Annotated in this window: 18 protein-coding genes, 1 tRNA gene and 1 other RNA gene; 12 read left to right on the forward strand and 8 right to left on the reverse strand. The window is 36.5% G+C overall.

Annotated features, from left to right (window positions below):
* Positions 1-71 precede the first annotated feature (71 nt).
* The 4 genes from metK to ACM9HF_RS18720 all read right to left on the reverse strand — a co-directional run bounded on the left by metK (position 72) and on the right by ACM9HF_RS18720 (position 3,025).
* Positions 72-1,259: a methionine adenosyltransferase gene (gene metK, locus ACM9HF_RS18705; RefSeq protein WP_473613062.1), complete on the reverse strand. Its 1,188-nt coding sequence runs from the start codon at positions 1,257-1,259 to the stop codon at positions 72-74.
* A gap of 193 nt (positions 1,260-1,452) precedes the next feature.
* Positions 1,453-2,292 (reverse strand): glutamate racemase, encoded by an 840-nt coding sequence (murI, locus tag ACM9HF_RS18710; RefSeq protein ID WP_473613063.1) that lies wholly within the window; start codon positions 2,290-2,292, stop codon positions 1,453-1,455.
* Positions 2,293-2,390: 98 nt separating this feature from the next.
* A non-coding RNA gene (ssrS, locus tag ACM9HF_RS18715) (6S RNA) lies at positions 2,391-2,573 on the reverse strand.
* 140 nt (positions 2,574-2,713) lie between these two features.
* Positions 2,714-3,025, reverse strand: a complete 312-nt coding sequence (locus tag ACM9HF_RS18720) for a cell division protein ZapA (RefSeq protein WP_473613064.1) — start codon at positions 3,023-3,025, stop codon at positions 2,714-2,716.
* 260 nt (positions 3,026-3,285) lie between these two features.
* Between ACM9HF_RS18720 and ACM9HF_RS18725 the strand changes: the two genes are divergently transcribed.
* From ACM9HF_RS18725 to ACM9HF_RS18760, 8 genes are all read left to right on the forward strand, one after another.
* Positions 3,286-3,855, forward strand: coding sequence for a UPF0149 family protein (locus tag ACM9HF_RS18725; protein ID WP_473613065.1), 570 nt, complete (start codon positions 3,286-3,288; stop codon positions 3,853-3,855).
* 19 nt (positions 3,856-3,874) lie between these two features.
* The gene (gene pepP / locus ACM9HF_RS18730) at positions 3,875-5,233 is read left to right on the forward strand and encodes a Xaa-Pro aminopeptidase (RefSeq protein WP_473613066.1); all 1,359 of its coding nucleotides are present in this window, start codon (positions 3,875-3,877) and stop codon (positions 5,231-5,233) included.
* A 48-nt stretch (positions 5,234-5,281) separates the two neighbouring features.
* Entirely contained in the window at positions 5,282-6,532 is a 1,251-nt protein-coding gene (ubiH, locus tag ACM9HF_RS18735) for a 2-octaprenyl-6-methoxyphenyl hydroxylase (protein WP_473613067.1), read from the forward strand.
* 47 nt (positions 6,533-6,579) lie between these two features.
* Positions 6,580-7,836 carry a UbiH/UbiF/VisC/COQ6 family ubiquinone biosynthesis hydroxylase gene (locus tag ACM9HF_RS18740; RefSeq protein ID WP_473613068.1) on the forward strand — a complete coding sequence of 419 codons (1,257 nt, stop codon included), beginning with the start codon at positions 6,580-6,582 and terminating at the stop codon, positions 7,834-7,836.
* A gap of 272 nt (positions 7,837-8,108) precedes the next feature.
* Positions 8,109-8,912: a hypothetical protein gene (locus ACM9HF_RS18745; RefSeq protein ID WP_473613069.1), complete on the forward strand. Its 804-nt coding sequence runs from the start codon at positions 8,109-8,111 to the stop codon at positions 8,910-8,912.
* A 14-nt stretch (positions 8,913-8,926) separates the two neighbouring features.
* The gene (locus ACM9HF_RS18750; protein ID WP_473613070.1) at positions 8,927-9,625 is read left to right on the forward strand and encodes a phage tail protein; all 699 of its coding nucleotides are present in this window, start codon (positions 8,927-8,929) and stop codon (positions 9,623-9,625) included.
* A 62-nt stretch (positions 9,626-9,687) separates the two neighbouring features.
* Complete coding sequence (locus ACM9HF_RS18755; protein ID WP_473613071.1) at positions 9,688-10,596, forward strand: tetratricopeptide repeat protein; 909 nt, start codon at positions 9,688-9,690, stop codon at positions 10,594-10,596.
* A gap of 444 nt (positions 10,597-11,040) precedes the next feature.
* A complete protein-coding gene (locus tag ACM9HF_RS18760) occupies positions 11,041-12,081 on the forward strand; it encodes an XdhC family protein (RefSeq protein ID WP_473613072.1) in 1,041 nt (346 codons plus the stop codon).
* A 12-nt stretch (positions 12,082-12,093) separates the two neighbouring features.
* Here the strand turns inward: ACM9HF_RS18760 and rimI are convergent, their stop codons facing one another.
* From rimI to aceK, 4 genes are all read right to left on the reverse strand, one after another.
* Complete coding sequence (gene rimI, locus ACM9HF_RS18765) at positions 12,094-12,540, reverse strand: ribosomal protein S18-alanine N-acetyltransferase (protein ID WP_473613073.1); 447 nt, start codon at positions 12,538-12,540, stop codon at positions 12,094-12,096.
* Positions 12,540-12,917 (reverse strand): DNA polymerase III subunit psi, encoded by a 378-nt coding sequence (locus ACM9HF_RS18770; protein WP_473613074.1) that lies wholly within the window; start codon positions 12,915-12,917, stop codon positions 12,540-12,542. The genes rimI and ACM9HF_RS18770 overlap by 1 nt, the downstream gene beginning before the upstream one ends.
* A gap of 133 nt (positions 12,918-13,050) precedes the next feature.
* Positions 13,051-13,127 (reverse strand) — tRNA-Trp (locus ACM9HF_RS18775).
* A 183-nt stretch (positions 13,128-13,310) separates the two neighbouring features.
* Positions 13,311-15,038, reverse strand: a complete 1,728-nt coding sequence (aceK, locus tag ACM9HF_RS18780; protein ID WP_473613075.1) for a bifunctional isocitrate dehydrogenase kinase/phosphatase — start codon at positions 15,036-15,038, stop codon at positions 13,311-13,313.
* 225 nt (positions 15,039-15,263) lie between these two features.
* Between aceK and queA the strand changes: the two genes are divergently transcribed.
* The 4 genes from queA (at position 15,264) to secD (ending at position 19,908) form a co-directional block, all read left to right on the forward strand.
* The gene (queA, locus tag ACM9HF_RS18785) at positions 15,264-16,310 is read left to right on the forward strand and encodes a tRNA preQ1(34) S-adenosylmethionine ribosyltransferase-isomerase QueA (protein WP_473613076.1); all 1,047 of its coding nucleotides are present in this window, start codon (positions 15,264-15,266) and stop codon (positions 16,308-16,310) included.
* Positions 16,311-16,395: 85 nt separating this feature from the next.
* On the forward strand, positions 16,396-17,526 hold the full coding sequence (gene tgt, locus ACM9HF_RS18790) for a tRNA guanosine(34) transglycosylase Tgt (RefSeq protein ID WP_473613077.1): 1,131 nt from the start codon (positions 16,396-16,398) through the stop codon (positions 17,524-17,526).
* A gap of 79 nt (positions 17,527-17,605) precedes the next feature.
* Positions 17,606-17,941, forward strand: a complete 336-nt coding sequence (yajC, locus tag ACM9HF_RS18795; protein ID WP_473613078.1) for a preprotein translocase subunit YajC — start codon at positions 17,606-17,608, stop codon at positions 17,939-17,941.
* A 119-nt stretch (positions 17,942-18,060) separates the two neighbouring features.
* Positions 18,061-19,908: a protein translocase subunit SecD gene (gene secD, locus ACM9HF_RS18800; RefSeq protein ID WP_473613079.1), complete on the forward strand. Its 1,848-nt coding sequence runs from the start codon at positions 18,061-18,063 to the stop codon at positions 19,906-19,908.
* The last annotated feature ends 3 nt before the right edge of the window (positions 19,909-19,911 follow it).

Raw genomic sequence — 19,911 nt, forward strand, 5'->3', positions numbered from 1 at the left:
TCATCTTAATATAAAGTCATAGATATAAAAAAAGCTTTCATATTGAAAGCTTTTTAGAAAATAATGAAGTATTACAAACCAGCAGAGCGACGTAAGTCTTCAGCTTTGTCTGTTTTTTCCCAACTAAATGCAGTAAAGGTATCGTCACCTACTGTCATTTCATAAGGTTCTCTACCAAAGTGACCGTAAGCCGCTGTTTGTTGGTACATAGGGTGTAACAAATCTAGCATTTTTGTAATACCGTAAGGGCGTAAGTCAAAGTGCTCTCTTACTAATTCTACTAGTTTTTGTTCAGGCACTTTACCAGTACCAAAAGTATCGATTGAAATTGAAGTAGGCTCTGCAACACCAATTGCGTATGAAATTTGAATTTCACAACGGTCAGCTAAACCTGCAGCAACGATGTTTTTAGCAACATAACGACCAGCGTAAGCTGCGCTTCTGTCTACTTTTGATGGATCTTTACCCGAGAATGCACCACCACCGTGACGAGCCATGCCGCCATAGGTATCAACAATAATTTTACGACCTGTTAAGCCACAATCGCCAACCGGACCACCAATCACAAATTTACCTGTTGGGTTAATATGATATTTAGTGTCTTTTGTTAATAATTCAGCAGGAATCACGTGTCTAATAATGTTTTCCATTACCGCATCGTGTAAATCTTCCTGTTTAATTTCAGGGTTATGTTGAGTTGATAAAACAATGGTATCAATCGAAACTGGCTTATTATCTTCGTAGATAAAAGTTACTTGAGATTTAGCATCTGGACGTAACCAAGGTAAAACACCTGATTTACGTGCTTCAGCTTGACGCTCAACTAAACGGTGAGAGTAGTATAAAGCTGCAGGCATTAAGGTTTCTGTTTCGTTCGTGGCGTAACCAAACATTAAGCCTTGGTCACCAGCGCCTTGATCTTCAGGTTTTGCGCGGTCTACACCTTGAGCAATTTCTGGAGATTGTTGGCCAATTAAATTCATAATGCCACAGGTTTCGCCGTCAAAACCAACGTCTGATGACGTGTAGCCAATACTACTAATAACGTCACGAGTGATTCTTTCTAAATCAACCCATGCAGTTGTTGATACTTCACCTGAGATGATAGCAACACCTGTTTTAACCATAGTTTCACAGGCAACACGAGCGTGTTTATCTTGTGTGATTATTGCGTCAAGTACAGCATCAGATATTTGATCTGCAATTTTATCAGGATGGCCTTCAGATACAGACTCTGAAGTGAAAAAGTGTTTAGACATAAAACCTCAATAAGTTAATTGGTTACGTATTTCTATTAATTAAACCTAAAAATAAATTACGTTTAATTTAATCGTACTATAAGAAAATAACGTATTAATCGGGTGAAAATTTTTGCTAAGTTTACCTGTTTACAGATTAACTTCATAGAATTATTTACGCCTAGACGGCTAAACGTCTTAAATTTATAAAAATTTAAAAGGGTGATAACTTGACAGGAGTGTTTAATAACGTAGACATTATTGAGATTAATTCGCTGTTAGCCTGTGAACTAAAAAATTGATATTGCAGCTGTTTGTTAGAAAAACAGTGGGTATTAGCTATTAATTGATGTTGAATCAGTTGGCGCTTAAGTTGTTCAGTAACAGGTAAAGCCGTTTCCATTATGGTGATTTGGTTATCAACTAAATATTTAATTTTATCTGTAAAGAAGGGGTAATGGGTGCAGCCTAATACAATAGTATCTGTATTTTTGTTTAAGACTTCTAAAAGATAATCTTTGAGTAATATTTCAAAGTTATTTGAATTGAGCTGGTTGTTCTCTATCAATTCAACTAATCCTGGACAAGGTTGAATATGTACGTTTGAGTCTGACTTGTGTTTATCAACTAAAGCTAAAAAACGCTTATTTTTAGCTGTTGCCTGTGTCGTTAATATAGCAATGTTTTTACTCAGTGCTACCGCGGGTTTTATGGCAGGTTCTACACCAATAATAGGAATAGAAACACGTAACCTTAACTGATCAATAGCAATAACTGTTGCGGTATTACAAGCAATCACAATTGCTTTGCAGTCTTTTTTTATTAGTGCATCAGCAATGACATTAACTCGTTCAATAATTTCATCATCAGACTTGTCGCCATAAGGCGCATATAAAGAATCCGCAATATAAATAAGCTGCTCATTTGGTAACTGTTCTTTAATACACTTGAAAATAGACAAGCCACCTAAACCAGAATCGAATATTCCAATCGGTTGATTTGACTGATTCTCAGGTTGAATTTGTGTGTTTAACGTTTTTTTAGTTACAGTCATAGAGACGAAGTTATTAAATGAATATTTATGAATAATAGGGAATATTGTAAATTAAAAAGAAAAGAATAAGTACAGGGATATTGAGTATAAGTAAAATGAGTGTTTCCAGGATGCCGCAGCTAACTTCAGCCCATGAACACCGGATGCTCAGGGCGGAAATATCATAAAAACCGTAGGCTTCCCGATACGAGCCGGGCTTGCACAATAGAGTTTAATCAATTTCCTGAATTAAAACTTATCGGCTCAGGGACATAGTCAACATACAAACACCCTGAAAACATCTTTAGTATAGCTAAAGTTTGTTAATGTATTAAGTCATTAATTGTAAATGAGTGTTAAGTGTTGTTTATTTGGACTTTTTAAATATTTTTTATACAAAAATATAAAAAATATATCAGAGTTTTTATGTTTAAGAGTTTAATTAAGCTGGATCTTTTTCAGTAGGTGACAACGCTTGTTCAATCGTAGATTGTAAAAGTTCTATTTTGCTTTCTAATACGAGCTTTTCTTTTTCTGCAGCTTCTTGTGTTTTTAATAAGTCGTAAGCTAAGTTTAATGCCGTCATCAACATAGATTGCTCAAGAGAAGAGTTTGCACAGGTTTTATCGTTAGCTTTAGTAAAACGTAAATTTAATTCTTGGGCAGCAGCAAGTAAGGCGCTTTCTTCCCCAACAGGGCAGGCGATTTTCAGTGATTTATTCGCAACGTTAATTGTTAGAGTGTTTGGGCTCATTGTTTAGTTTCTCGCTTTTCCATTTTTGCTTACCCTGATCATGGAGAGTATACCTATATTTAAAATTTAAGCTTATTAAAAATGATCTTATAAACTATAATCATGCTATACCTTTGATGCAACCTAGCTTTATACCCGTTACCACTCAAGAGGCTATTTCAGCCCGGATCTTGAATGATAACGGGTATATCCTCTAGTATCACAATAGCGCGAATGTTAAGATACTAAGCAGTGAACTTACTTAATTAAATGAATATTTTATGACTGATGAAACAACACTCGACTTTGCGACAATTCAAGGCATATTAACGAGTGAAAATGTTAAAATGCATGCTTCTGAAGTACATGGCGTTATGACTGGCTTAGTGTCAGCTGGTTATATTTTCGAAGATTCAGATTATATTATTGTTATTAACGACATGCTTAATAACAGTGAAGGCTTTCCTGCTGCCGTTAAACTTGCTCTTAAAGCTATGTTTAGTGATATTTGGCAAAACATTTTAGACGACTCTTACAGCTTTCAACTTATGTTGCCTGATGACGACGACAGTATTATGGAAAGAGCAAACGGATTAGGCCATTGGGTACAAGGGTTTAATTTAGGTTTTGGTTTACAACAAAAAAATAAAGCTAAATTGTCTGAAGATGTTCAAGAAGTACTGAACGACTTTGTTGATATTGCTAACCTTTCTGACGAAATGGAAGAAGACGAAGATACAGAGCAAGCCTATTATGAAATTGCTGAATATGTTCGAATTTCAGCGTTACTGTGTTTTACTGAGCTAGGTGTTCCGCCAGAAAACACGTCTAAAGAAGAAACCTTGCATTAAAACGCACTAAGACTCCTATATGAATCAAACGCATTTATCCGGTACCGAATTACCTTTAAGCGAATTTACGGCTCGTCGTGAACGCTTTTTTGCCAGTATGCCTGAAAACAGTGTGGCCTTATTTCCTGCTGCAATCGAATTAACACGTAGTAATGATACTGAATATCCTTTTTGCCAAAACAAAAACTTCTTTTATTTAACAGGGTTTCCTGAGCCAGATGCGGTACTTGTTCTTATAAAGGAAAAGACAAATCGGGTGGTATTATTTTCTCGTGCTAAAGATGCGTTACAAGAAGTATGGCATGGACGAAGAGTAGGGCAAGAGCTAGCCGTAAGTGCTTACGGTATTGATGAGTGTTTTACTCTTGATAAACAAGATGAATTTATTCCTGAATATATGGCTGATAAATCGAGCTTACTTTATTGTATTGGCGCAGCTGAACCGGTAAGTGAATCGTTTGAAATTAAGGTGCTTAGTTGGCTTAAAGCAGTAAAAGCTAAATCTCGTTTAGGTAAAAAAACGCCTACCAATATTATTGATTGCAGCAATATTATTCACGAAATGAGATTAATTAAAAGCGAAGCTGAACTTGAGCTGATGCGCAAAATTAATAAAATTAGTGGTGTAGCTCATCAACGTGCTATGAAGCAATCAGCCGTTGGTAAGTTTGAGTATCAGATAGAAGCTGATATTTTACATGAGTTTGCATCTCATGGGGCTAAAGCTCCTGCTTATACCACTATAGTTGCGGGTGGTGATAACGGTAATATTCTTCATTACACTGAAAATTCAGATACGTTAAAAAATAACGAATTATTACTCATTGACGCTGGCGGTGAACTTGCTGGCTATGCTGCCGATATTACAAGAACATTTCCTATTAATGGTGTTTTTACCAACGAGCAAAAAGCGATTTATCAATTAGTATTAGACGCTCAACTTATTTCTATTCAATCCATAAAGCCTGAAAGTACTTTAGCCCATTTAAATAATATGGCCTGTGGTTTTCTTACCGAAGGTTTACATAACTTAGGTATATTAAAAGGCGATTTAAGTACTTTAATTAAAGAAAAAGCCTGTAAAAAGTACTTTATTCATGGCCTAGGACATTGGTTAGGTTTAGATGTGCACGACGTAGGTGACTATAAAAGCAATGATAAGCGCGAACAAACACGCGAGTTTGAACCGGGCATGGTAATGACGATAGAGCCAGGTTTATATATACCGTTAGACGATCTTTCAGTAGAAGAAAAGTGGCGTGGAATCGCAGTGAGAATTGAAGATAATATTGTAGTAACTGAAACAGGATATGAAAATTTGACTGTTAATGCGCCAAAAGAGATTGCTCAAATTGAAGCCTTAATGGCAAATTCATAATCCACACTTTTTCAATAAAATCTACAAATAACCAAGTGTTAGAGACAAATGCAAGCATCAGAAAATATCAGCACTAAACAGCACTTTGATGTCATTATTTCAGGTGGCGGCTTATCGGGTTCTTTAATGGCGCTCAGTTTATTGTCTCTTAAAACATCAGATAATAAGCCTTTATCTATCGCGATTATTGAAGCTGCTGATGCAACTAAAATAGGCCAATCGATTAAAAACACTACGTCAGTATTCGACGATAGGGTGTTGGCTTTATCTCACGCTTCAGCTCAATATTTAAAAAAAATAGAAGCTTGGCCGCTTATACAAGAACATGCACAAGCGATAACAGATATTCATATTTCAGATCGTGGTTATTACGGCAAAGCACGTATTACTGCCGATAAACATAGCGTATCAGCCGTAGGTTATGTTGTTGAAATGTCTAAGTTAGGTTTGGCATTACACCAAGCGCTAGAAAAAAATTCTCATCATTTAACTTGGTTTACGCCAGACTCTATTGAACAAATTCAATGGAAATCTGAGTCTGTTGATATCACTTTAACCTCGCAAATTCAGCTCTCGGCTTCGTTACTTATTGGTTGCGATGGCGCTAATTCAATTTGTCGGCAATCTGCCAATATAGCGTGCGATCGTACTGACTATAATCAATCAGCCTTGATTACCAATGTATCTACTAAGCAACCTCATCATGGCGTAGCGTTTGAGCGATTTACCGAAAACGGGCCTATTGCCATGTTGCCTATGGTTAATGTAGCGAATGAAAATTCTCGGTGTTCGTTAGTTTGGACATTAACACCAGAGCAAGCTGATGAAATGAAACTATTAACTGACGAGGAATTTAAAATCACCTTAGAGCGCTCGTTTGGTAGTTGGTTAGGTAGTATAGAAAAAGTAGGGACGCGCCACATTTATCCTTTATCGTTAGTGCAAGCTCAAGCGCAGATACACCACCGAATGGTACTTATTGGTAATGCTTCGCACACTATTCACCCTATTGCTGGGCAAGGGTTTAATTTAGGTTTACGCGACGTACAAATATTAGCTAAAACATTAAAACAAGCGTTAAGTCAGCAAGAGGATATTGGTTCGTTTAATCGATTAACCGAGTATGCGCTAGCACGTAAAAAAGACCATCGTCACATAATTAAGCTCACAGATTCTTTAGTCACACTTTTTTCAAACGATTTATTTCCGCTTGTTGTTGGCAGAAATATTGGTTTGAAAGTGCTAAATTACGTGCCCGTTATTAAAAACACCTTTGTTAATAAAACGATGGGCTATTAGCTTTATTTTATTTAGCTCATTTCAATTTATTTAAGTGAAAAAACATCATGCAAAAATTTGATATCTTGATTGTCGGTGCAGGGATGGTGGGATTAACCCTCGCCCTTGCTATTAGAAAAACAACAAGATTAACCGTTGCCATTGCTGACAAAACACCTTTATCTGCAATAACAGACGAACCTAGCGTGCGAGTTAGCGCTATTAATATGGCAAGTCAGCAAATTTTTGAGCAGCTAGATGTTTGGCCAAACATTGTTGAACAACGACTTCAACCTTATCAGCACATGCATGTTTGGGATAAAGCTGGCTATGGCAAGTTGTTGTTTTCAACAAATGATGTTGCTGGAATATTAGGGGCTAGCGATGTAGAACAATTGGGCTGGATTATCGAAAATTCAGTAGTGCGTCTCGCATTGTGGAATAAAGCTCAGCAAGACAGCGGCATTACTTTTTTTACGGATGAAAATATTACCAATATAGGCATGGGCGATAGCGAAGTGTTTGCAAGTTTTGCTACACAAATGCCTATTACTGCTAAATTAGTTGTAGGTGCTGATGGTGCTAATTCTTGGGTAAGAAAACAAATGGATATGCCTATAACCTTCAGAGATTACGACCATCACGCTATTGTCGCTACAGTGCAATGCGAACAAGGCCACCAAAATACAGCATGGCAGGTGTTTTTACCTACAGGGCCGTTAGCGTTTTTACCTTTATTTGATGAAAAATTATGTTCTATTGTTTGGTCTACTTCACCTGAAGAGGCTGAAAGGTTAATGGCTTTATCTACAGAAGATTTTTCGAAAGAGTTAACAGCCGCTAGTGATGGTAAGCTTGGTAATATTACTTTAACCAGCAAAACGTTTTCATATCCTTTATCTATGCGAATGTCGCAAAGTTTTACACAAGATAGAGTCGTTTTAGTGGGAGATGCTGCACATACTATTCACCCGTTAGCAGGACAAGGTGTAAATCTTGGATTACTTGACGCCGCCTCATTAGCACAAGTTATTAGCGAACAAATTGAGAAACAAAAACACACAGCGCAACCTGAACAAACTCAATGGGCTAAGGCTACCGTATTAAATCAATATTCACGCTGGAGAAAGTCTGAAGCTGTAGAAATGGTTGCTGCAATGGAATCGATTAAACAGGTATTTACCCCACAAAACCCAATAACCCAAGTGGTGCGTGGGTTAGGGATGACCTTGTTTGATAATATCAAACCCGTAAAGCAATTAATGGTTAAACAAGCGTTAGGCATGAAAGAAAATTTACCGAGTTTAGCTATTATTCAAAAATAGAAATATAATACAATCCTACCCATTTTATTGGTTAAAATGGGTATTACCCACCGCAATTTTTTCTTTAGGTACTTGTTAGCTTTATTTTTTCAACTGTAATAACTGTCTGTTTTCTTTACACTTCATTCCTTTTTCTGGTGCGACCTGTCCTTTAATTAACTCATTTTATTAATTAAATTTTTTTTGGCTTTATTTATGCAGGTTTTGTATACAATTCTGATAAGTCTTATAAAAACATAATAATTATTACTCAAAAATTTTAAGGATTAAATATGAATATACCGTTTAAATCTTCACTGATTACTGGCATCTTTGTGATGTCGACACAATTATCACACGCCGCTTTAATTACCCCAGACATTACTATTTCGGGCTTTGCCGAATTTGATACAACTTCACTACCATTTTCTGGTACGGGTTCTCAAAGTGGTGAAATAAAAAGTGTATTAGGTGGAACAACATCAACAACAATTATTACAGATGTAACGCCTGCCGGCGCCAATCCACAAGGTGGTTTGTTCTCTATGACCGGAGATGGTGTTGGTGCAAGTGCAGTCGCTATGGGAGACGCTTTTGATTTTATGGGAGACTTCTTTTTTAGTTTTAATTTTGATTTAGCTAATTCCTCAGGTGTAGATGATTACATGATCAGCTTTGGTATCGATTTTTCAAATACTGTTGATGCAGATGGCGCTGATGCTTATGTGGATTCTGAAATTGTATTAGAAGATACCGCAGGCGAACTTTTTTTCTCAGACGTAACCTCTGATACTCTTGGTGACGAGAAAAATGGAATTGCGTTACCAACTTCTGGAGCAGCCATAAGTGATTCAGGATTGTTTGATTTTGACGTAACACTATTAGCTGGCGGCATGTATAGTTTTGATGGCTTTTTAAAAATGGATGGGGAAGAATTTGATGGAGGCACTTTTTCAGCTGATTCAACTGCCTTTATTTACATAAAAGAAATTACTAAACTTGGTGCTCCTGTTTCTGTTCCTATTCCAGCCACTATATTGTTGTTTTTGACTGGTTCATTGGGCTTATTAGTCCGTAAATACTTTACTAAAAAATAACTAAGGGTATAAAAATGAAACTTAAACAAACTATTAAAATATTAAGCGCGCTACTCGTTACCTCTATTTTACCTTCTAAGGCAATGGCTTGTTCGACAGATGCATACCTTGGCAGTATGTGTGTTTTTGCTGGTAATTTTACGATAAGAACCTGGGCCAAAGCTGAAGGGCAATTATTATCTATTGCACAGAATTCAGCACTCTTCTCATTGTTGGGGACAATGTATGGTGGTGATGGCAGAACAACCTTTGGTCTACCTGATCTAAGAGGTCGCTCAGCTATAGGTAGTGGTAACGGTCCGGGATTACCTAATTATAATGTTGGACAAAGAGGTGGCTCACCTACTGTAACTTTATCTATAGCGAATATGCCATCGCATAACCATGTAGTGACTACAAATGTTGTGAGTACTGCAGATACCAGTGGAAGCTCAGCAATACTTAGAGCGCTTGCGGGTAATGCTACAACAAATACTCCAACGGGTAATGTGTTAGCGAATAGCCCAAGAAGAGAAAATATATACAGTTCTGCTGCACCAAGTGTTGATATGAGTACCAGTGCTGTAGATTTAACGTTAAATATTGCTGTAGATAGTACGGCAACCAATACCGTTTCTAATAATGGGGGCAGCCAAGCTTTTAGTGTGCAAAATCCTTATTTAGCGGTAACTTGGTTAATTGCTTTACAAGGTATTTTCCCATCTCGCAACTAGACCTTTATATAAAACTAAGGCAACTATTAAGTTGCCTTTTTTTATTTATTATTCTACAGCCTATGAGTTTAGTTATAGCTAATGAGGTAGACGATTGGTCTGGATCTCTTAGTAAAGCTAATAAGCTTTTGGCTGAAAAACAATATTTACCCGCTTTTAATGAATATAAAATATATGCAGATAAAGATAACGGTTTAGCCCAGTTCTCTTTAGCTTTATTGCTTAAAAATGGATGGGGTAAACCCGCCAATATAAAGGAAGCTTGTTATTGGTATAACAAAGCTGCGAATAATGGTATCCCTATGGCTCAACAAGAGCTTGGAGATTGTTATTTACAAGGGATTATAGGGGATAAAAAGCAAGCTTTAGTTTGGTATGAAGCAGCCTATAAATCAGGAATCGCTTCTGCAGCTTGCCAAGCAGGTGAATTGTATTTGGCCGGAGAATATGTTCCGCTAAATAAAGAAAAAGGATTAGCTCTTTGTGTTCAGGCCGCTAATAGCGGTGCTGTAAGTGCGATGACTAGTTTAGGTAAATGGTACTTTAATGGGCAATATGTAGAAAAAAATATTTCTTTAGCTTTTCAAGTATTTCAAGATGCCGCCAATAAACATAGTGCTGAAGCAGCTTATTACGTAGCACAATATTACGATAGGGGGATTCAAAGAGAAATAAGTATAAAAGATGCTTTATACTGGTATGAAAAATCTGCCAGTAGAGGATTTAAAAAAGCTTATTTACCCACATCAGCCTTATATTTAAAAACGTTTGAAGAAGATAATACCGATAAAAAAGGTAAGCTTTTAGCTAAAACCTATTTATGGGCAAAAACATCGATAGAACTGATTACTGAACCGCAAGATAAACAATTAGCGACCTTAATTTTAAATAAAGTGAATACTGAAATGCCTCCACAATGGCAGGCTGATTTAAATGCTAAAGTTAAAGAGCATGTTGATCTGTTCAAGTAAAACTGATCGTTGTACTTAAAAATTTCCTAATAAAAAATGCATACTAAGAATAAGTTTATCGCTTAAGTAAGTGTAAATGAGTTCTTTGTAAATAAGTAGGTATACCCAAACCACTTCAAGATGCAGGATTCAGCTGGAATTAGAAACGTCTTTAGGCAAGGCATTGATTGAAGAGGATGGTTAACTCCCTTGTCGAAATCAATAACGCTGCATAAAACGTTTATAAACCAGCCTTTTAGGGACGGCTGAGCAAACCATGATTATCGTTCCATCTGTTTTTAAGGAAGCGACCATTAATAAAAAAATGCGCCTTGATCATGATTCGCTCAGTCGTCCTGAAACGAGCATCTTGAGGTGGTTTGGGTATATACCTTTGTGCTGGTGATTATGCTGTGATAAATTCCCTCTCACTAAAATCGATAAAACTCTTCTATTGTCCAATTCATGAATACTAAAAATAACCAACTTTCTACTCTACTTAGTTTATGGCACCCAAAACGAGATCAACAGCAATGGGTTTTAGGTACTATTTTTGAAATTAAAGGATCCTCATACCGTAAACCGGGCGCCATGATGTTTTTTGGTGATTTGGGTGAGCAATATGGTTTATTAAGCGGAGGCTGTTTAGAGTCAGATCTTATGCGTCATGCACGAAAGGTTATGGATACTCAGCAAGCTAAAATTGTTATTTACGACATGACCGATGAAGACGATATTGGTTGGCAACTAGGCATTGGTTGCGGTGGATTAGTTAAAATTTTACTACAACCTATTCATACTCAAAATAACTACTTAGGGTTAGCTGAGTTAACTCAACAAGTAAAAGAAAGAAAAACGTTATGGCACGCTCAACAAATTGTTGAAGGTACGCCGCAATCGAGTGTTTATTGCGATACCACTGCATTAATAACTGAACATCCGGCTATTGAAGCACATATTAATAAATTTAATAGCCAAACAAATAATTACTCATCAAAAGCTGTTTTAATTGAAGGTGACTCTATTTGGTTATACACACCTATTTTACCTTCGCCGCATATTATGATTTTTGGTGGTGGAGTTGATGCTTATCCCGTAGTTGAAATAGCTCATACTATGGGCTGGCAAATAACAATAGTGGATAAGCGTTCTGCTTATGCGAGACAAGCTCATTTTCCTTATGCTGATTGTATTATTAAAGAACCCGCAAGTGCTTTGTTAGAACAACCTAATATATTAAATAGTGTCGATGCGGTTGTGATCATGACTCATAATATTTTGATGGATGGTGAAGCATTAAAAGTGGCTCAACAAAGCAGTGCTACTTATGTTGGTTTGTTAGGCCCAATACATCGTAGAGAGCGTATATTAGATAATGAAAATTTGAAAATAGAAAGTTTAGCTAAACCGTTATCAAGCCCTATTGGTTTAGATATTGGTGGGCAGTTACCTGAGTCTATTGCTCTTTCTATTTTATCTGAATGTCATAAAGCGCTTTATAAGTAATGCTACAGCGCTTTATAGGGTTAGGCACATCACAATAGCGTCTTCGTAACCAAAGCCGTTAGCACTAGGGTAATAACCTGTGCGCCTGTTTGTTTCAGTAAAGCCTTGGTTGATATACATCATTTGTGCGCTAATGTTTTTAGCTCTTACTTCTAGCCATACTTTTGTTGCTGTAAGGTTTTTTACTTCTTGTAAAAAATGATTGAGTAATGCTTTTCCGTAACCTTTTCCTTGTAGGCTAGGTGCTACGCAAATATTCATTAATGTCACTTCACCGACTACATGCTCACCAATATAAAAACCAACTGTTTGGTTATTTACAATAAGGTAAAAGCCAAAGTATCTGCCTTCAATACAGCTGTTGAAGGTTTTTTCGCTCCAAGGGTGAGAGTGGCAAGCTGTTTCAATAGGCATTAAATGGTCTACATCAGAAGGGGTAATTGCGTTGAAGGTTGTCATTAATTTAATACTTTTTGTTGGATGATTTTCCACAACTCTTTTTTCAATTTTACACTGTTTTCGAAGGCTGTGATAACAGGAGTACTCAGTGTGCTATTAGCAAAAGTAATTGCATCGGTTTCGATAAATTGCCAATTAAATAATCCAAGATCAATCATATTATTTTTAATGGTGATTTCGCCAATTGATACATTAATGCTTTGCAAAATATCAGTAAATAATAGATGTTCAGTTAAGGATTTTGGATCTATAAGTTGTGATGTGGCTTGTGAGTTATTGGTATTATCAGCAAGTTGTTCTTCAGAGGAAGTACGTTGTTGCCATACTTTTATACCCATTTCATTTAGGTGATTAAATTGTCGTTTAGTTATTGTCATAAAAATATACGAGATTTAGGCCATAAACAAATAGGTGAACATAATGACAGAAATCATAATCAACAGAAAGATAAATGGGGAAATTATATAAAGATAAACAATGAATATTAAGATGATGATCTTAAGAAAAGAATGGCAGGGGTGGAGAGATTCGAACTCCCAACCGTCGGTTTTGGAGACCGCTGTTCTACCAATTGGAACTACACCCCTGCAACGGAGAAGAATTATACCCAAGCGAAACCAAAGGTAAAGCATAAAATACTAATTATTTATCGTTCGCTTAATTATTCTACATAAATTACGAGGTTGGATAAAATATAGGAGTATATTGATGAATAAACACCCGCCTCACAGGAGTGTGCTTGGTTTTTTTCATTAACTTAATCTTCTTTATTATTCAAATAGATTACAAAAACGTAGCTCGTCAGGGTAAGGAAAAACATCGCCGAATACTTTGTTTTCTAAATTATGTTGCACATTTTGCCAATATTTTGCGTTGAGCAAGTCTTCGTGTTGTGCAATAAAGGCTGCACGATACTTTTTGTTGGATAAAGCAAAGGTGGCAATTTCTTCAGGAAATACATCAGCAGGTGCTACTGAATACCAAGGTTCAGAGGCATAAATTTGCTCTTCTGTTTTAGCTTCAGGAATGGTTCTAAAGTTCACCTCATTCATATAGGTTATTTCATCGTAATCATAAAAAATAACTCGGCCATGGCGAGTAACCCCAAAGTTTTTCAAAAGCATATCACCAGGAAATATATCAGCGGCTATTAATTGTTTAATAGCCTGTCCGTATCCGTACATTGCATCACTAATTTCATCATCATTAGCATTAGATAAATATATATTAAGCGGGATCATGCGGCGTTCAATGTATAAATGCTCTATTACTATCATGTCGCCATCTTCCTTAATAATAGAAGGGGCGACATCATATAGCTCTTGTAATAACTCTGCCGAGAATCGACTTTTAGGAAAAGCAACTTTGGAATACTCCATTGTATCCGCCATACGACCTACCCTGTCATGATGTTTAACAAGGCGATATTTGGCTTTTACGTCTTGCTTAGTCATATTTTTACTGGGAGCAAATTTATCTTTAATTATTTTAAAAACATAAGGGTAAGAAGGAAGAGTAAATACACTCATTACCATGCCTTTTATGCCGGGAGCGAGCTCAAGTTTGTCGTTACTGGTAGATAAATGATTAAGAAAGTCGCGATAAAACTCAGTTTTCCCTTGTTTATGAAAACCTATAGCAGAATAAAGATCGGCACGCGTTTTATGCGGAATAAGTGATCGCAAAAAACTTACTAGAGCGTAAGGATGTTCGCAATTAACAAAAAAGTACGCTCTAGCAAAACCAAAGACAACCGCCATAGTTTCTGAATCAGTCAGTACCGCATCGATAAAAAGCCCTTTTTTAGGCTCGTTGAGTATTGAAATAATAAAAGGAGTTATGCCAGCCGGTGAAATAACACGGCCAATAATATAAGCGCCTTTGTTGCGATAAAATACAAAATTTAATACATCAAACTGTAGGCTCTCAATCTGAAACATGGTTTTTTTAGCGCGTTGCCTAAAGATATTAATTAACATATTGGCATCTCGGTCAATATTATTGTAAGGCACATTAAAGTTAGGGTAGGTGATCATATCTTTAATAGTATTTAAAACGCCTTTCTCTGCCGGCTGATATCGAGTGTAAATAACAGGGGGTTGCTCGCAATCTAAGCGACAAGCAGTGCTTTCTACAAAAATATAATCGTTGTGGTAATACTGGCGAGAGAATAAGTTACAAAATACAGAATTATAAAAAGATTCAGCGAGATCTGGCTGCTTATGTGTGGCTAATAGGCCGATGTAAGCCATTTTTACTTCTAACCATAAAGATTCGTCTAAATCATTAATATTAAATTCTTGATGAAGATGCTCTAACGTTTCAGTAACTCTATGCTCATAAAAATCGGTTCTTTGTTTAGCCGCAACCTGAACTTCGCTCCATTGACCTTGTTCAAAACGAGTTTTAGCCGACTGTGTTATTTCACTATAAAGAAAAATATGGCGTTCAAAACCGTCTAATATTTTTTGTGCAATTGCGTATGAAAGGCTTCTCATTATTATTCCTCATAACCACTGTTTTATGAGCATATTATAAATAGCAAAAATAGGGAGGTATGTTTCATGAATACCAAGTATAAATAACCTAAATTTAGCTGAGTTCGCTATTAGTTGCTTAAGTTAAGCTGATAAAACACTCAAATACTAGTTTTCTCTTGCTATTCAAGGCTTGTAGCACTAAAATTACGCGTTTTTTTATACTAAAAAGTACTTGTTTTTAACATGCGTGTAGCCGATTTTTCGTTTGAATTACCCGAAGAGCTTATAGCTCGTTATCCTAAAGCTGATAGAACGTCTAGCCGATTAATGTCGTTAGATGGAAACAGTGGCAATATTGAAGATCTTAATTTCTTAAATATTATCGACAAAGTAAACGCTGGCGATTTGCTTGTATTTAATAATACACGCGTTATACCGGCTCGTATGTTTGGTAAAAAAGCTACCGGTGGACAAGTTGAAGTATTAGTAGAGCGCTTGCTTGATGACCGTAGGTTTTTGGCGCATGTTCGAGCAAGTAAATCACCAAAAGTAGGTTCTGAGGTTATTTTAGAAGATAAAGTAACTGCAACTATGGTGGCTCGTCACGATGCTTTATTTGAGTTTGAAGTGCATGGCGAACAATCTGTTTTAACCGTGTTGGAAGATATTGGCCATATGCCTTTACCGCCTTATATCGATCGCCCTGATGAAGAAAGCGACCGAGAAAGGTATCAAACAGTTTACAATGAAAAACCCGGTGCAGTTGCGGCTCCAACGGCAGGTTTACATTTTGACGATGCATTACTCGAACAGTTAAAAAGCAAAGGTGTAAATTTAGCCTTTGTTACTCTTCATGTAGGTGCTGGAACTTTTCAACCGGTACGTGTTGATGAAATAGCTGATCACATCATGCATGCTGAATATGTAGAAGTACCGGCAGAAGTGGTAGAGCAAATTAAACAAACAAAAGCTGCTGGTGGCCGTGTCATTGGCGTAGGTACAACTTCAGTTAGATCATTAGAAAGCGCAGCAAAAGCAGCGAAAGAAAAAGGTGAAACACTAACCGAGTTTTATGGTGATACAGATATTTTTATTACACCAGGTTATCAGTTTGAAGTGATTGACGCGCTTATTACTAACTTTCATTTATCTGAATCCACCTTATTAATGCTGGTAAGTGCATTTTCAGGTTACGAAAATATAATGGCAGCGTATAAACATGCTGTTGCAAACGAATATAGATTTTTTAGTTATGGTGATGCTATGTTTCTCACCAAAAAAGTTAACTAACTCTTTTAATTAAACTTTTTAGTTAAAGCTTTTAGTTAATACATATTGCCGCTAGCCTGTTTCGCTAGTGGGCTAAGGAAAATAAATGAAATACGAATTAATCAATACTGACGGAAAAGCACGAAGAGGTCGATTAACCTTTTCTCGCGGTACAGTAGAAACTCCAGCTTTTATGCCTGTAGGTACTTACGGTACTGTTAAAGGTATGAAAACTGAAGAAGTTGCAGATACTGGTGCTGAAATTATTTTAGGGAATACCTTCCACTTAATGTTACGTCCTGGTACTGAGATTGTAGAACAGCATGGTGGTCTTCACGATTTTATTAATTGGGATAAACCTATTCTTACCGACTCAGGTGGATTCCAAGTATTTAGCCTAGGTGCTATGCGTAAAATCACAGAAGAAGGCGTTAAATTTAGCTCACCAGTAAACGGTGAAAAAATCATGTTAACACCTGAACGTTCAATGGAAGTGCAAAAAAGCTTAGGTTCAGATGTTGTAATGATATTTGACGAATGTACGCCATACCCTGCGACTCATAAAGAATCGAAAGAGTCTATGGAGCTTTCATTACGCTGGGCGCAACGCTCTAAAGATGCTCATGGTGATAATCCATCTGCACTTTTTGGTATTGTTCAAGGCGGAATGTATGAAGACTTACGTGAAGTATCTATTAATGGTTTAAAAGCTATTGATTTTGATGGCTACGCAATTGGTGGTTTATCTGTAGGCGAGCCTAAAGAAGATATGATCCGTATATTAGATCATACCGCACCCTTGATACCTGATAATAAGCCCCGATATCTGATGGGGGTAGGTAAACCAGAAGACTTAGTTGAAGGTGTTCGTCGCGGTATTGATATGTTTGATTGTGTTATGCCAACACGTAATGCCCGTAATGGTCATTTATTTGTAACTGATGGTGTAATTAAAATAAGAAATGCACGCCATAAAACAGATACTGGCCCACTAGATCCTGAGTGTGATTGTTATACCTGTAAAAACTATTCTCGTGCTTATCTTCATCATTTAGATAAATGTAAAGAAATTTTAGGTTCTCAATTAAATACGTTGCATAATTTACATTTTTATCAACGCATTATGAAAGGCCTACGTCATGCTATTGAAAACAATAAGCTTGATGAATATGTTACTCAGTTTTATGCTTTAAGAAATTTACCTGTACCACCTTTAGCTGGCTCTGAAGCTGAATAAAAGTGATACAAAATAAACTAGCCTAATTGGTATAGTTTACCTAATTTAACAATTTTAATATTAAAAATAAGAGGAATTTATGAGTTTATTTATTAGTAAAGCACATGCAGCAGCAGCTCCAGCAGCAGCGGGTGGTGGTATGGAAATGATCATCATGTTAGCGGTATTTGGTGCAGTATTTTATTTTATGATTTACCGCCCACAAGCTAAGCGTGTTAAAGAGCACAAAAACTTAATGTCTGCTCTTTCAAAAGGCGATGAAGTATTAACGCAAGGCGGCATTGTTGGTAAAATAGTTAAAGTGTCTGATGAAAAAGATTTCTTGGTAGTAAGTATTGCCGAAGGTACTGAAGTAACAGTACAAAAAGGTTCTATCAATGCTGTACTTCCAAAAGGCACAATGAAGTCATTGTAATTACATACCAAGCAGCATAGTAATGAGGCTGCTTGGTATTAGTCACATTTAGTGCCTGTATTATGTTTTAATATAATACAGGCACTAAATTATTTATTAACAAAAAATAGGACGATATTGTGTTAAACAAATATCCATTATGGAAAACACTAATGGTACTTTTTATAGTAGTTGTTGGTGCTTTATATGCTTCTCCAAATTTATATGGTGAAGATCCTGCGGTACAAATATCAGGATTACGTGGTGTAGAGATCACAGCATCTACACTCGATACTGTAAAAAAAGAGTTAGCAGACGAAAACATCCCATTTTCAAATATTGTTCTTGATAAAGGGCAAATTTTAGCGCGCTTTTTAAGTACCGAAGAACAATTAAAAGCCCGTGATTTGTTAATTGATAATTTAGGCGAAAACTATTCTGTTGCTTTAAACCTAACTCCGGCAACACCTAAATGGCTAGCTCAATTAGGTGGTACACCAATGAAGCTAGGTTTAGATTTAAGTGGTGGTGTAAGCTTCTTGATGGAAGTTAACATGAAAGTGGCTATTAATAAGGCAACAACAAATATTATTGATAGCTTTAGAACTGATTTACGTACCGAAAAAATTAGATACCGCTCAGTAAAAGAAACTGACAAAGGTGTGCAAGTTGTTTTTCGTAAAGCTGAAGATTTAGATGAAGCTGAAAGCTTTATCAAAAAGAAATTTGGCGATTTATTGTTAACAACGGATAGCGATAAATTAACGTTAACAGCAGCAATGACTGATGCAAAAATTAAAGAAGTACGTGATTACGCCCTACAACAAAATATTACCATTATTCGTAACCGTGTTAATGAACTTGGTGTTGCAGAGCCATTAGTACAACGTCAAGGTAAGAAACATATTGTTATTGAGTTACCGGGTGTTCAAGACACGGCAGTAGCTAAAGCAATTCTAAGTGCTACAGCAACAATCGATTTTAGAATGGTTGATACTGAAGGCGATTTAGCCAGTGCGTTAAATGGTCGAGTGCCAGCAAGTTCAGAAATTTTATATGAACAAGATGGTAAACCTGTACTACTTAAAAAGCGTGTAATGCTTGAAGGTAGTCACATTGTTGATGCTAAATCAGGGTTCGACGAATACAGTCGCCCACAGGTAAACATTGATTTAGATGCTGCTGGCGGTAGTAAAATATCGAACTTCACTAAAAGTAACATTGGTAAGCCAATGGCTACAGTATTTATTGAATACAAACCTACTAAAAAGAAAGATGCTGAAGGCAATACTATTTTTGAAAAAGTAGAAGAAGTTATCAGTGTTGCAACGATTCAATCTCGTTTAGGTAACAGCTTTAGAATTACAGGTGCCGGTAGCCAAGCTGAAGCACATAGCTTAGCGTTATTGTTAAGAGCTGGTGCATTAATCGCTCCTATTCAAATTGTTGAAGAAAGAACAGTAGGGCCAACTTTAGGTGCTGAAAACGTTAAATTAGGTTTTCAAGCTATCTTAATGGGATTTGGTTTAGTCTTTATCTTTATGATGATTTATTACCGTGCTTTTGGTGTAGTAGCCAACTTAGCATTAGGGGCTAACTTAGTATTAATTATTGGTGTTATGTCGTTAATACCAGGTGCAACGTTAACCTTACCGGGTATGGCAGGTATTGTATTAACAGTGGGTATGGCGGTTGATGCAAACGTATTGATATTTGAACGTATTCGAGAAGAAATTCGAGCAGGTAAATCAATTCAGCAAGCGATACACCAAGGTTACGATGCTGCATTTTCTACCATTATAGATGCCAACATTACTACTTTGATCGCTGCACTTATTCTTTTTGCTGTAGGTACAGGTCCAATCAAAGGTTTTGCGGTAACATTATCAATCGGTATTCTTACTTCAATGTTCACAGCTGTTATAGGTACACGTATGGTTGTAAACGCAGTTTGGGGCGGTAAACGTCTCGATAAATTATCAATATAGTGA

The sequence above is a fragment of the Colwellia sp. RE-S-Sl-9 genome (assembly GCF_048296855.1).
In the GTDB taxonomy this organism is placed as follows: Bacteria; Pseudomonadota; Gammaproteobacteria; order Enterobacterales; family Alteromonadaceae; genus Pseudocolwellia.

Excerpts from the sequence above, each read along its gene's own strand:
- metK (WP_473613062.1), bottom strand. The coding sequence starts at position 1,259 with ATGTCTAAACACTTTTTCACTTCAGAGTCTGTATCTGAAGGCCATCCT.
- murI (WP_473613063.1), bottom strand. The coding sequence starts at position 2,292 with ATGACTGTAACTAAAAAAACGTTAAACACACAAATTCAACCTGAGAAT.
- ACM9HF_RS18720 (WP_473613064.1), bottom strand. The coding sequence starts at position 3,025 with ATGAGCCCAAACACTCTAACAATTAACGTTGCGAATAAATCACTGAAA.
- ACM9HF_RS18725 (WP_473613065.1), top strand. The coding sequence starts at position 3,286 with ATGACTGATGAAACAACACTCGACTTTGCGACAATTCAAGGCATATTA.
- pepP (WP_473613066.1), top strand. The coding sequence starts at position 3,875 with ATGAATCAAACGCATTTATCCGGTACCGAATTACCTTTAAGCGAATTT.
- ubiH (WP_473613067.1), top strand. The coding sequence starts at position 5,282 with ATGCAAGCATCAGAAAATATCAGCACTAAACAGCACTTTGATGTCATT.
- ACM9HF_RS18740 (WP_473613068.1), top strand. The coding sequence starts at position 6,580 with ATGCAAAAATTTGATATCTTGATTGTCGGTGCAGGGATGGTGGGATTA.
- ACM9HF_RS18745 (WP_473613069.1), top strand. The coding sequence starts at position 8,109 with ATGAATATACCGTTTAAATCTTCACTGATTACTGGCATCTTTGTGATG.
- ACM9HF_RS18750 (WP_473613070.1), top strand. The coding sequence starts at position 8,927 with ATGAAACTTAAACAAACTATTAAAATATTAAGCGCGCTACTCGTTACC.
- ACM9HF_RS18755 (WP_473613071.1), top strand. The coding sequence starts at position 9,688 with ATGAGTTTAGTTATAGCTAATGAGGTAGACGATTGGTCTGGATCTCTT.
- ACM9HF_RS18760 (WP_473613072.1), top strand. The coding sequence starts at position 11,041 with ATGAATACTAAAAATAACCAACTTTCTACTCTACTTAGTTTATGGCAC.
- rimI (WP_473613073.1), bottom strand. The coding sequence starts at position 12,540 with ATGACAACCTTCAACGCAATTACCCCTTCTGATGTAGACCATTTAATG.
- ACM9HF_RS18770 (WP_473613074.1), bottom strand. The coding sequence starts at position 12,917 with ATGACAATAACTAAACGACAATTTAATCACCTAAATGAAATGGGTATA.
- aceK (WP_473613075.1), bottom strand. The coding sequence starts at position 15,038 with ATGAGAAGCCTTTCATACGCAATTGCACAAAAAATATTAGACGGTTTT.
- queA (WP_473613076.1), top strand. The coding sequence starts at position 15,264 with ATGCGTGTAGCCGATTTTTCGTTTGAATTACCCGAAGAGCTTATAGCT.
- tgt (WP_473613077.1), top strand. The coding sequence starts at position 16,396 with ATGAAATACGAATTAATCAATACTGACGGAAAAGCACGAAGAGGTCGA.
- yajC (WP_473613078.1), top strand. The coding sequence starts at position 17,606 with ATGAGTTTATTTATTAGTAAAGCACATGCAGCAGCAGCTCCAGCAGCA.